10 protein-coding genes are annotated in these 11,690 nt (G+C 59.2%); 2 read left to right on the top strand and 8 right to left on the bottom strand.

Annotated elements, in window-relative coordinates; genetic code table 11:
* Positions 1–915: a sulfate adenylyltransferase subunit CysD gene (gene cysD / locus BY454_RS02555; protein ID WP_308471483.1), complete on the bottom strand. Its 915-nt coding sequence runs from the start codon at positions 913–915 to the stop codon at positions 1–3.
* Between the two features lie 135 nt (positions 916–1,050).
* Positions 1,051–1,503, bottom strand: coding sequence for a PilZ domain-containing protein (locus tag BY454_RS02550; protein ID WP_258075537.1), 453 nt, complete (start codon positions 1,501–1,503; stop codon positions 1,051–1,053).
* Positions 1,504–1,747: 244 nt separating this feature from the next.
* On the opposite strand from BY454_RS02550, the gene rimO reads away from it, so the two are divergent.
* Complete coding sequence (gene rimO, locus BY454_RS02545; protein WP_104415069.1) at positions 1,748–3,088, top strand: 30S ribosomal protein S12 methylthiotransferase RimO; 1,341 nt, start codon at positions 1,748–1,750, stop codon at positions 3,086–3,088.
* Positions 3,089–3,100: 12 nt separating this feature from the next.
* On the opposite strand, the gene BY454_RS02540 is transcribed toward rimO, so the two are convergent.
* Genes BY454_RS02540 through BY454_RS02530 form a run of 3 tightly spaced genes read right to left on the bottom strand, consistent with a single transcriptional unit; the run spans position 3,101 to position 7,026 of the window.
* Positions 3,101–3,766 (bottom strand): carbonic anhydrase, encoded by a 666-nt coding sequence (locus tag BY454_RS02540; RefSeq protein ID WP_104415068.1) that lies wholly within the window; start codon positions 3,764–3,766, stop codon positions 3,101–3,103.
* Between the two features lie 17 nt (positions 3,767–3,783).
* Positions 3,784–5,592 carry a sodium-extruding oxaloacetate decarboxylase subunit alpha gene (oadA, locus tag BY454_RS02535; RefSeq protein ID WP_104415067.1) on the bottom strand — a complete coding sequence of 603 codons (1,809 nt, stop codon included), beginning with the start codon at positions 5,590–5,592 and terminating at the stop codon, positions 3,784–3,786.
* A gap of 18 nt (positions 5,593–5,610) precedes the next feature.
* Entirely contained in the window at positions 5,611–7,026 is a 1,416-nt protein-coding gene (locus BY454_RS02530; protein ID WP_104415066.1) for an acetyl-CoA carboxylase biotin carboxylase subunit, read from the bottom strand.
* Between the two features lie 134 nt (positions 7,027–7,160).
* Here BY454_RS02530 and BY454_RS02525 point away from each other — a divergent pair, with 134 nt between their 5' ends.
* Complete coding sequence (locus tag BY454_RS02525; protein WP_104415065.1) at positions 7,161–8,108, top strand: LysR family transcriptional regulator; 948 nt, start codon at positions 7,161–7,163, stop codon at positions 8,106–8,108.
* 95 nt (positions 8,109–8,203) lie between these two features.
* On the opposite strand, the gene gatB is transcribed toward BY454_RS02525, so the two are convergent.
* From gatB to gatC, 3 genes are read right to left on the bottom strand one after another with little or no spacing between them, the layout of a single operon-like run.
* The gene (gene gatB / locus BY454_RS02520; RefSeq protein ID WP_104415064.1) at positions 8,204–9,655 is read right to left on the bottom strand and encodes an Asp-tRNA(Asn)/Glu-tRNA(Gln) amidotransferase subunit GatB; all 1,452 of its coding nucleotides are present in this window, start codon (positions 9,653–9,655) and stop codon (positions 8,204–8,206) included.
* Between the two features lie 22 nt (positions 9,656–9,677).
* A complete protein-coding gene (gatA, locus tag BY454_RS02515) occupies positions 9,678–11,135 on the bottom strand; it encodes an Asp-tRNA(Asn)/Glu-tRNA(Gln) amidotransferase subunit GatA (RefSeq protein WP_104415063.1) in 1,458 nt (485 codons plus the stop codon).
* Positions 11,136–11,192: 57 nt separating this feature from the next.
* Positions 11,193–11,480 (bottom strand): Asp-tRNA(Asn)/Glu-tRNA(Gln) amidotransferase subunit GatC, encoded by a 288-nt coding sequence (gene gatC / locus BY454_RS02510; protein ID WP_104415062.1) that lies wholly within the window; start codon positions 11,478–11,480, stop codon positions 11,193–11,195.
* Positions 11,481–11,690: the final 210 nt, after the last annotated feature.

The following is an 11,690-nucleotide window of genomic DNA, read 5'->3' as shown; positions in this document are numbered from 1 at the left end:
TTAGAAATACCCTTCCCGCTTTTTCTGTTCCATGGAGCCTGCCGAGTCGTGGTCAATCACCCGACCCTGGCGTTCGGAGCTGGTGGCCAGCAGCATTTCCTGAATGATGTCCGGCAGCGTATCAGCCTTGGATTCAATGGCCCCGGTCAGCGGGTAGCAGCCCAGGGTGCGGAAGCGTACCGATTTCATTTCGGGCTTCTCGCCGTCCTTCAGCGGCATGCGGTCGTCGTCCACCATGATCAGTGTGCCATCGCGCTCCACCACCGGGCGTTCGGCGGCGAAATACAGCGGCACAATGTCGATGTTTTCCAAGTAGATGTACTGCCAGATGTCCAGCTCGGTCCAGTTGGACAGCGGGAATACGCGAATGCTCTCGCCCTTGTTGATCTTGCCGTTGTAGATGTTCCACAACTCCGGGCGCTGGTTTTTAGGGTCCCAGCGGTGGTGCTCGTCGCGGAACGAGTACACGCGCTCCTTGGCGCGGGATTTTTCCTCGTCCCGGCGGGCGCCACCGAAAGCGGCATCAAACTGGTATTTGTCCAGCGCCTGCTTCAGGGCCTGGGTTTTCATGATGTCGGTGTGCTTGGCGCTGCCGTGGGTGAACGGGCCCACGCCCTGTTCCACGCCTTCCTGGTTGGTGTGCACGATCAAATCCAGGCCATACCGGCGAACCTGTTTGTCCCGGAACTCGATCATGTCGCGGAACTTCCAGGTGGTGTCGACGTGCATCAGCGGGAACGGCGGCTTGCCGGGGTAGAAGGCCTTCAATGCCAGGTGCAGCATCACGGCGGAGTCTTTGCCGATGGAATAGAGCATGACGGGGTTGTCGAACTCGGCGGCAACTTCCCGGATTATATGGATGCTCTCGGCTTCCAGCTGTTTGAGATGGGTCAGGTTATACGTGGTCATGGTCATCCGTTTGCGCAGGGTGCGACGAGATCAATGGATAACCCACTATAACAGTGTCTTTTAGGTATAAAAATAAAAGAAGGTAGAATTTTTGGTTCTACCAATATGGTGTGCTTTGAGGAATTTTAGGAGCCCCGGCCGCTAGTGCTTCTGTTCTGCGAGCAGGCGGGAAACGCACTTGTCGACGTAGTCGAATCCATTGCCCTCGAACTCGGAAAACTGAACGCCCAGCTCGAACTCGTCCCGGGAGATCCGGCGCATATTGACGATGTTGCCATCGGCCAGAACGGTGACAGGTTGGGTTTTCAGGACGGGGACCGGGAAGCGGGCCTTGATTTCCACCCAGCTGCCGGGAGCAGGGGGGCGCATGCCGGGAATGAGCTGTTTGACGGTTTCAAGGTTGCAACACAGGGTCATGCCGGCGCGGGAAAGGTTGGAAGCCTGGCAGTTAACACATTGCCCCTTGGGAACTTCCAGGGTTATATCCAGCTCTACATCCACCCGTTGCTGGTTCCGCAGATTGGGTCGCGTTGTGGCTGTTTTCATCCTGACGCGTTTGGCGTGGCCGGTTTCAAACGATGCTACCTTCCCCATAGTTATTTTCCGTTATAAAGCCCGATGGTTTGTAAGGATTTTATGTGTCCAAAAAGTGATCAGCAAGTGTTGTCAACAAAAGTTGCCATATTTGTGAAATACTTTTGAGTACTGTCATCTTGCCAGAGTCTGTGGCCTGCTGTTATGGCTGAAGTTAGTTTCCAGCTGGGCTAAGATTACGATTCATTCATGAGGGGCTGTTGGCCGGTCTTGCCACCATGCTCCAGGGTTTCTGCAGAGATATATGAACGAAAAAGCACAAGTGACCGCCAAGGGCGGCAAAGTCGGTTTTGTCAGTCTGGGTTGTCCCAAGGCCCTGGTGGATTCCGAGCGTATCCTCACCCAGCTGCGCCTGGATGGTTATGATGTGGTGCCAAGCTATAACGATGCTGACATTGTTGTGGTGAACACCTGCGGATTTATTGATGCCGCCAAGCAGGAATCCCTGGACGCCATTGGCGAGGCCATCAGTGAAAACGGCAAGGTGATCGTCACCGGTTGCATGGGTGCCGACGGTGACAAGATTCGTGAAGCCCATCCCGGTGTTTTGGCGGTTTCCGGGCCTCACGCCTACGAAGAGGTGGTGGGTGCGGTGCATCAGTACGTGCCGCCAAAGCAGGAGCACGATCCGTTTACCGATCTGGTGCCGCCGCAGGGTGTGAAGCTGACGCCACGGCATTACGCCTACCTGAAGATTTCCGAGGGCTGCAACCACCGCTGCACGTTCTGCATTATCCCCGCCTTGCGCGGCGACCTGGTGAGCCGTCCCATTGGTGAGGTGATGGACGAAGCCAAACGCCTGGTGGATGCGGGTGTGAAAGAGCTGCTGGTCATTTCCCAGGACACCTCCGCCTATGGTGTGGATATCAAATACCGTACCGGCTTCTGGCAGGGGCGTCCGCTGAAAACAAAAATGCAGGCGTTATGTGAAGCGCTGGGTGAACTGGGCGTCTGGGTGCGGCTGCATTACGTGTACCCATACCCGCATGTGGACGACATTATTCCGCTCATGGCCGAAGGCAAGATCCTGCCGTATCTTGATATTCCGTTCCAGCACGCCAGCCCGCGTGTGCTCAAGGCCATGAAGCGCCCGGCCCACGACAGCAAGACGCTGGAGCGTATCAGAAAGTGGCGGGAAATCTGTCCAGAGCTGACCATTCGCTCCACCTTCATTGTTGGCTTCCCCGGCGAAACCGAAGAGGATTTCCAATACCTGCTGGATTGGCTGGACGAAGCCCAGCTGGATCGGGTGGGCGCGTTCACCTATAGCCCGGTTGAGGGCGCCCCGGCGAATGAGCTGGAAGGTGCGGTGCCCGAGGACGTCAAGGAGGAGCGCCTGGCCCGGTTTATGGAAAAACAGGCGGAAATCTCGGCCGCCCGTTTGCAGGCGAAAATTGGTAAAACGATTGACGTACTGATTGACGAGGTGGACGAGGAAGGCGCCATTGGCCGTTCCAAGGCAGATGCCCCGGAGATCGATGGGATGGTTTACCTGAATGGTGAGGCGGACCTGGCCCCGGGCCAGATCGTACAGGCCGTCGTGGAGCACGCCGACCAGCACGATCTATGGGCGACTCTGGTGTGAGTCGCGCCCGGATCAGGCCTTGCCGATTTCCTTGATGGTATCGGCATAGAAATCATCGAAGTTCTGGAACTGGTAGCTGTCCTGCCCGCAGCAGCGAATGTTCCCGGACTTGATGTCATAGACCCAGCCGTGGATCTGAATTTTGCCAGTGGCCAGTTTGGCCGCCACGGTTGGGTGAGTGCGCAGGTGCTGAACCTGTTGTAGCACGTTTTCTTCAATGGCTTCATTCAGGAACTGGGCGTCCAGCGGCTGGTCGCTGGCAATACCATGACGCTCCCGAACAATTTCGATGGCTGACCGGCAGTGGCCCAGCCACTCCTGGACGTGGGGCAGGCCTTTGAGGCCCTGCACATCCAGGGCGCCTTTCACTGCGCCGCAGTCGGTGTGGCCGCACACGATGATGTGTCGCACATTCAAAACCGCCACCGCAAACTCGATGGATGCGGTCATCCCCCCGGTTTCATTGCTGTGTGGCGGGATGATGTTACCCGCATTCCGGCAGATGAACAGGTCACCCGGGTGGGTGCCTGTCATCATGTTCGGGTCGATCCGTGAATCCGAGCAGGTAAAAAACAGCACGTCCGGATTCTGGCCAGTGGCCAGTTCGCCGAATAGATCCTTGTGCTCCGGATACACGTTTTTCCGGAAATCCAGTACACCACGAATGATATGGTCCATAAGCGTCCTCGTATTCGTCAGCTGATGTCGATCAGCACTTCGCCGGGCGTTACACGATCGCCCTTGCTAACGTAGATGGCCTGCACGGTGCCATCGATGTTGCTGTGAACTTCGGTTTCCATCTTCATGGCCTCGGTGATCAACACGGCCTGGCCGGCTTTCACGTTGTCACCTTCGTTCACCAGAATATCGACAATGTTACCGGGCATGGCGGTTGTTACATGGCCGGGATCGGTAGCCTGCTTGCGGCCGCTACCGCCGCCCTCTGCCACATACTCGTTCAGTGATTCAAACACCACCTCTTCGGGCATGCCGTCCAGCGACATGTACAGCTTGCGTTTGCCAGGCCCTGAATCGCCAACGCCAGTGACCGCCACTTCGTAGGTTTCACCGTGGACGTCAATCCGGAATTCGGTGGCGACGGAAGTGGCAATATGACCCCGGCCTTTGCTTTCCGGCGGCAGCAATTCCTCGGGCTGCAGGGTGCCGTCGTTGCGTTGCTGCAGAAACTCGCGGCCCAGGTCCGGGAACATGGCGTAGGTAAGCACATCTTCCTCACTGGTGGCCAGACGACCAATGTCTTCCCGGAGTTTGCCCAGCTCGGCACTCAGCAGGTCGGCAGGGCGACCTTCGTTGACCGATTCGTTGCCGATGGCCTTTTTCAGGAGGCCGTTGTCGACCGGTGCGGGTGGCTGTCCGTATCCGCCCTGCAGGTAGCGTTTCACCTCGTTTGTGATGGTTTTGTAGCGCTGCCCGGACAACACGTTATAGACCGCCTGGGTGCCAACGATCTGGGAGGTTGGCGTCACCAGCGGCGGGAAACCGAGATCTTTCCGGACTTTCGGGATCTCGTTGAACACGTCCCGGATTTTTTCCAGAGCATTCTGTTCTTTGAGCTGGTTGGCCAGGTTGGACATCATGCCGCCCGGTACCTGGTTGATCTGGACGCTGACATCTTCCTTGGTGAATTCACTCTCGAACTGGTGGTATTTCTTGCGCACCTCGCGGAAGTAGTCGGCAATCTCCGAGAGCAGTTCCAGATCCAGGCCGGTGTCGTAGTCGGTACCCTTGAGGGCTGCCACCTGAGACTCGGTAGCCGGGTGGCTGGTGCCCTGGGCAAACGACGAGATAGCGGTGTCGATGCGGTCGGCACCGGCTTCGATAGCCTTCAGCTGGCACATGGCCGCCAGGCCGGAGGTGGCGTGGCTGTGAACCACCAGGGGCAGGTCCACTTCGCTCTTGATCGCCCGAACCAGCTCTTCGGTGGCATAGGGGGTCAGCAGGCCGGCCATGTCTTTGATGGCGATGGAGTCGGCGCCCATGGCCTGGATGTCCTTGGCCTGTTTCACGAACAGCTCGGGCGTGTGAACCGGGCTGGTGGTGTAGCAGATCGTGCCCTGGGCGTGCTTGCCGGCGGCCTTGACCGCTTTCATCGCGGTTTCGATGTTGCGCAGGTCGTTCAGGGCGTCGAACACACGGAACACGTCAATGCCGTTCTCGGCCGCCTTGTGAACAAAGGCTTCCACCACGTCGTCGGCGTAATGGCGATAGCCCAGCAGGTTCTGCCCGCGCAGCAGCATCTGCAGTCGGGTATTGGGAAGAGCCGCTCGCAGTTGGCGGAGGCGTTCCCAGGGGTCTTCCTTCAGGAAGCGGACACAGGCATCAAAGGTCGCGCCGCCCCAGACTTCCAGGGACCAGTAGCCAACCTGATCGAGCTTGTCGCAAATCGGCAGCATGTCTTCGGTGCGCATGCGGGTGGCGATCAGCGATTGGTGGGCATCCCGCAGGATGACATCGGTAACTTCAATCTTCTTCGTATTGCTCATGTTGGTTCCTCCCGCAGATTACCAGCCAGCGTGGGCGGCAATGGTGGCCGCGATCGCCAGGGCGATTTCGCTCGGATGACGTTTGGTGGAATAGTTCAGCAACTCCGGATGGGCCGGAACGAAGCTTGTATCAAACAGGCCCTTACGGAAGTCCGGGTGGTCCAGAATCTGCTGGTAATAGTTGGCCGTGGTCTTGATGCCGTGCAGGCGCATGTCGTCCAGGGCGCGCTTGCCACGGTCAATCACCTCGTCCCAGGTGAGCGCCCAGACCACCAGCTTCAGGCACATGGAGTCGTAGTAGGGCGGAATCTCATAACCCGTATAAATAGCCGTATCCACCCGCACGCCGGGGCCGCCCGGAGCGTAGTAGTGGGTGATTCGCCCAAAGCTGGGCAGGAAGTCGTTTTTCGGGTCCTCGGCATTGATGCGGAACTGCAGGGCGTAGCCCCGGTACTGAATGTCTTCCTGGCGATAGGTGAGCGGCAGCCCCGAGGCAATGCGCAGCTGTTCACGGACAATGTCCACGCCGGTGATGGCTTCGGTGATGGTGTGCTCCACCTGAACCCGGGTGTTCATCTCCATGAAGTAGACTTCGTTGCCGGTCAACAGGAACTCCACCGTGCCGGCGTTCTCGTAGCCCACGGCCTTGGCGGCTTTAACCGCCAGTCCGCCGATATACTGGCGCTGCTCTGGCGTAAGTTGCGGGCTGGGGGCGATCTCGATCAGCTTCTGGTTGCGGCGCTGGATGGAGCAGTCCCGTTCGAACAGGTGCACCGCTTCGCCCTGGCTGTCTGCCAGTATCTGAACCTCGATGTGGCGTGGGTTAACAATGCACTTTTCCATGAAGACCTCGGCCGAGCCAAACGCCTTGGTGGCCTCGGAGATCACGCGGGGGTAATGGGTCTTCAGTTCTTCCGGCGTGTCACAGCGACGGATCCCCCGGCCGCCGCCCCCGGAGGTGGCTTTCACCATCACCGGGTAGCCAATGTCGTTGGCCAGCTCCAGGGCCTCTTCGAGGCTTTCCAGGTTGCCGTCGGAGCCTGGTGTCACGGGCACGCCGGCAGCGCGCATGCTGTTCCTGGCCTGGGTCTTGTCACCCATCTTGTGGATAACGCTGGAAGCCGGACCAATAAAGGTAACGCCCTGCTGTTCGCACAGGCGGGCGAACTCGGCGTTCTCCGACAGGAAGCCATAGCCCGGGTGAATGGCATCACAACCGGTTTCCAGAGCCAGGTTGACGATTCGGGCAGGGTCGAGGTAGCCGGCAATCGGGTCCTCGCCCAGAGAGTAGGATTCATCGGCGCGCTTGACGTGAAGGCCGTAGCGATCCGGTTCCGTGTAGATGGCCACGGAACGCACGCCCATCTCTGCGCAGGCCCTTATGATCCGGACCGCAATCTCGCCGCGGTTGGCGATCAGAACTTTTTTTAGCATGGGAGATTCCCCGTTTTTGCGTCCTCGATAAAGGTACGTTGAGCCTATCGGGGTGTCGCTAAAAGTAAAAATTGATATTATTTGGGTGATATATAAGTAAATGCTTATAGGTGAGTGGTTAAGAAGGGGAATCCATGCCCAGTAGCATTCAGCAGCTTGCCAACCGGCTGACGTTTCGCCAGTTGCAGGTGTTTCGAGCAGTCCACGAACTGGAAAGTTACAGCCGGGCGGGGGAATTGCTGGGGCTGACACAGCCAGCCGTCAGCAGCCAGATCCGGCATCTGGAGCAGGCCCTGGGCTCCCGATTGTTTGAGTACGTGGGGCGTAAGCTTTATTGCACGGCGGCCGGTGAAGAAATGGCCGGCTGTGTCAGTTCGGTCTTCGGCGAGCTGGAGAGGGTGCAGACCCGACTGGCGGAGCTGGAAGGGCGGGTTGCCGGTGAGTTGAAGCTGGTGGCGGTGAGCACCGCCCAGTATGTGGTGCCGTACCTGCTTCGCTCATTTCTCCAGCTGAACCCCGAGGTAAACGTGTCGATATCGGTGGTGAACCGGGCAACGGCGTTACAGAGTCTGAATGACAATCAGGCGGGCCTGGTCATCATGGGCATGGTACCGACGGACCGCCCTTTGATGTCCCTTCCTTTTCTCGACAACGAGCTGGTGCCGGTGGCTCCTCGTGGGCATCCTTTGCTGGATCGGGAGGAGGTCAGCCCGGAGGACTTTCTCGCCAACCAGTTATTGACCCGCGAGCCGGGTTCCGGAAGCCGTCTGGCGCTGGAGGTGTTCTGTCAGGAGCATCGGCTCAAAATGCAGCCGGACATCGAGTTGGGGTCCAATGACGCAGTCAAGCATGCCGTGCTGGCGGGTTTGGGGGTGGCGGTAGTGCCCCGATTGGGCGTGTTGTCGGAACTGGCACTCGGCAGCCTTCAGGTGGTGGATGTGCCGGGGTTCCCCCTGAGGCGTAGCTGGTGCGTTGTTTACCCGCAGGCTCGTCAGCCCACGCCGGCAATGCAGGCGTTTATCGATTACATTCAGCAGAATATCGGGCAGTTTGAGCGACTGTTCAAGCGGATGTCGGAGTGAGAAGACAGTCAGGTGGGTGGGCTTTAAATCCACCCCTCCCGCAGATTCTTCAGGCTTGGGTCATAACTATAGTGTGCGACCCAAGCCTGAAATCATTACCCACCAAGCTTGCGAACAAGAATCTCATTGAACAGCTTGGGGTTACCCTGGCCTTTGGAGGCCTTCATTAGCGGCCCCATGAAGCCGCCAAGCATCTTCTTGCGCTTCTTCGGGTTGTCCTCATTCTGGTACTGCTCAACCTGCTCCGGCATGCTGGCCAGCACCTCGTCGACCATCGCCTCCAAGGCACCGGTGTCAGACACCTGCTTCAGGCCCTTTTCGTCAATGATGGCGTCGACATCCTCATTCTCACCGGTCCATAGCGCTTCGAAAACCTTCTTCGCGCCAGCGGAAGAGACCGTGTTGTCGGCAATCCGAACCACCAGGGCGCCAAGCTGAGCGCCGGAAATCGGTGAATCCGCAACAGACTTCTCTTCCGCGTTCAGACGCGCGGAGAACTCACCCTGGATCCAGTTGGCGGCCAGTTTCGCGTCTTTGCCATGTTGCACGGTTTCCTCGAAGAACGCCGCCAGTTTGGCTTCCCCAGACAGTACGCCGGCGTCATAGTCGTTCAGGCCGTACTGGTCCTTGAAGCGGGCTTTGCGCTCGTCCGGCAGCTCCGGAAGGCTGGCGCGCGCTTCTTCGATGAAGGCGTCGTCAATCTCCACCGGCAGCAGGTCCGGGCAGGGGAAGTAGCGGTAGTCGTTGGCTTCTTCCTTGGTGCGCATGGAGCGGGACTCGTCCCGGTCGCCGTTGTACAGGCGAGTTTCCTGCACGATGCGACCGCCGTCCTCGAGGATGTCCATCTGCCGCTCCACTTCGTGGTGGATGGCCTGCTCCATGAACCGGAACGAGTTCAGGTTCTTGGTTTCGGTGCGCGTGCCCAGCTCGTCTGAGCCCTTGGGCTTCAGCGAGATGTTCACGTCAAAGCGCATGGAACCCTGGGACATGTCGCCGTCACAGATGCCCAGCGACGTCACCAGGCTGTGCAGCTTTTTGGCAAAGGCCACCGCTTCCTCGGCGCTGTTCATGTCCGGCTCGGTGACCACCTCGACCAGCGGGGTGCCGGCGCGGTTCAGATCAATGCCGGACATGCCGTGATAGTCCTCGTGCAACGACTTGCCGGCATCCTCTTCCAGGTGCGCATGGTGAATGCGAACCCGCTTGCTGGAACCATCGGCCAGGTCGATGTCGATATGGCCGGGGCCAACAATCGGCTCGGCCAGCTGGGTGGTCTGGTAGCCCTTGGGCAGGTCCGGGTAGAAGTAGTTCTTGCGCTCGAACACCGAGCGGCGGCCAATTTCGGCGTTGGTGGCCAGGCTGAACATCACCGCGTAACGGAACGCGTTTTCGTTCGGCACTGGCAGCATGCCCGGCATGGCCAGGTCCACCGCGTTGGCCTGGGTGTTGGGCTCGGCACCGTAGGCGGTGCTGGAGCCGGAGAAAATCTTGGTACGGGTGGCGAGCTGAACGTGAATTTCCAGCCCGATCACGATATCCCACTGCATGTGTCCGTCTCCTCTGTCGGGCTTATTTCGGTTCACGCTGGTGCCAGTCGGTCACCTGCTGGAATTGATGGGCGGCGTTCAGCAACCGGGCTTCGGAGAAGTGGTCGCCAATAATCTGCAGACCCACCGGCAGTCCGTCGACAAAGCCCGCCGGGACCGACATGGCCGGAATGCCCGCCAGGTTGATGGCAATGGTGAATACGTCTTCCAGGTACATGGCGACGGGATCCGTGGTTTTCTCGCCCTGGGCGAAAGCCGGCGAGGGCGTCACGGGGCTCATCAGCACGTCCACATCCTTGAACGCATTCAGGAAATCCTGCTGGATCAGACGGCGAACCTTCTGCGCCTGCAGGTAGTAGGCATCGTAGTAGCCGTGGGACAGGGCGTAGGTGCCCACCAGGATCCGGCGCTTCACCTCGCTGCCAAAGCCTTCGGCCCGGGTGCGGGTGTACATGTCCATCAGGTCTTTCGGGTCCTCGCAGCGGTAGCCGTAGCGCACGCCGTCAAAGCGGGACAGGTTGGCGGAGGCCTCCGCCGGTGCGATGACGTAGTACGCCGCGATGGCCAGCTTGGCGTTGGGCAGGGACACTTCCTTCACCGTCGCGCCCAGCTTTTCGTATTCGCGGATGGCGTTGCGCACCTGCTCTTCCATGGCCGGCGATAGCTGATCGCTGAAGTATTCCTTCGGCAGGCCGATTTTCAGGCCCTTGAGTGGCTCATTCAGTGTGGCGGTGTAATCCGGCACGGCGCGGTCGATGCAGGTGGAGTCTTTCGGGTCATGGCCGGCCATCACGTTCATCATCAGCGCCGCATCTTCCGCCGTGCGGGCCATGGGGCCGCCTTGGTCCAGGGAAGAAGCGAAAGCGATCATGCCGTAGCGTGAAACCCGGCCGTAAGTGGGTTTCAGGCCGGTAATGCCGCAGAGGGCGGCCGGCTGGCGGATGGAGCCGCCGGTATCGGTGCCGGTGGCCGCCGGTACCAGGCGCGCCGCCACGGCGGCTGCCGAGCCGCCGGAGGAGCCGCCCGGTACCCGCTTGTCGCCTGCGCCCAGGCCCCAGGGGTTGGTAGTGGCGCCGTAGTAGCTGGATTCGCTGGACGAACCCATGGCGAATTCGTCCATGTTGGTCTTGCCCAGGCACACCGCGCCGGCGGCCCGGAAATTCGCCGTCACCGTGGCGTCGTAGGGCGGTACGAAGTTCTCCAGCATCTTCGAGCCGCAGGTGGTGCGAACGCCGTTGGTGCAAAAAATGTCTTTGTGGGCAAACGGTACCCCGGTCCAGGGCGTGGCCTTGCCGGCGGCGCGCATTTCATCGGCGGCTTTCGCCTCGGCCAGCGCCTGCTCCTCGGAAACGGTAATAAAGCTGTTGTACTTCTCGTCTTCGCGCTTCACGCGATCCAGGAACTGCTGTGCCAGTTCCACGCTGGAAACATTCCCGCTCTCCAGTTCCCGGGAAAGCTCTGCTACAGATTTGTTATGCATCGTGAATCCTGAATTCTCTGGGATGGATGGCCAAATGGTTCACTGAATAGCCATGGCTCATTCAATAACCTTGGGTACCAGGTACAGGCCGTCTTCCGTGGCCGGCGCGATGGCCTGGAACGCCTCGCGCTGATTGGTTTCTGTTACCTCATCGGCCCGCAGCTTCTGGACCGCATCCAGTGGATGCGCCATCGGCTCTACCGAATCGGTATCCGCCGCACCCAGCTGGTCCACCAGATCCAGGATATTCCCGAGATCTTTCTCCAGCGCCGATACCTGCTCGTCATCCACCTTGATGCGGGCGAGCACGGCAACTTTCTCAATGTCCTCGCGGGAAATGCTCACGTTGCCTCCAGTTTCATAAATGTGAAAACAGTTTAATGGAATCAATATCTGTGCAATTTGCCGGGCATATTACCAGAATCCCGCCCCTGATGGACCCCGATGCCGGCTCACAAATTGTGACGCGACACACCTCCGAAACGGCGATGTTGCCTTGCCTGAGCATGCCCCCACTGCTAAAGTTGCCGCATTCTTTTCCACAGCCGCAACTCT

This window comes from Marinobacter persicus (assembly GCF_002934325.1).
Lineage (GTDB): Bacteria > Pseudomonadota > Gammaproteobacteria > Pseudomonadales > Oleiphilaceae > Marinobacter > Marinobacter persicus_A.
The sequence above is the reverse complement of the archived record's forward strand: the minus strand, read 5'-3'. Positions and strand labels throughout refer to the sequence as shown.

Coding starts and splice junctions, on each gene's coding strand:
- cysD (WP_308471483.1), bottom strand. CDS start 915: ATGACCATGACCACGTATAACCTGACCCATCTCAAACAGCTGGAAGCC.
- BY454_RS02550 (WP_258075537.1), bottom strand. CDS start 1,503: ATGGGGAAGGTAGCATCGTTTGAAACCGGCCACGCCAAACGCGTCAGG.
- rimO (WP_104415069.1), top strand. CDS start 1,748: ATGAACGAAAAAGCACAAGTGACCGCCAAGGGCGGCAAAGTCGGTTTT.
- BY454_RS02540 (WP_104415068.1), bottom strand. CDS start 3,766: ATGGACCATATCATTCGTGGTGTACTGGATTTCCGGAAAAACGTGTAT.
- oadA (WP_104415067.1), bottom strand. CDS start 5,592: ATGAGCAATACGAAGAAGATTGAAGTTACCGATGTCATCCTGCGGGAT.
- BY454_RS02530 (WP_104415066.1), bottom strand. CDS start 7,026: ATGCTAAAAAAAGTTCTGATCGCCAACCGCGGCGAGATTGCGGTCCGG.
- BY454_RS02525 (WP_104415065.1), top strand. CDS start 7,161: ATGCCCAGTAGCATTCAGCAGCTTGCCAACCGGCTGACGTTTCGCCAG.
- gatB (WP_104415064.1), bottom strand. CDS start 9,655: ATGCAGTGGGATATCGTGATCGGGCTGGAAATTCACGTTCAGCTCGCC.
- gatA (WP_104415063.1), bottom strand. CDS start 11,135: ATGCATAACAAATCTGTAGCAGAGCTTTCCCGGGAACTGGAGAGCGGG.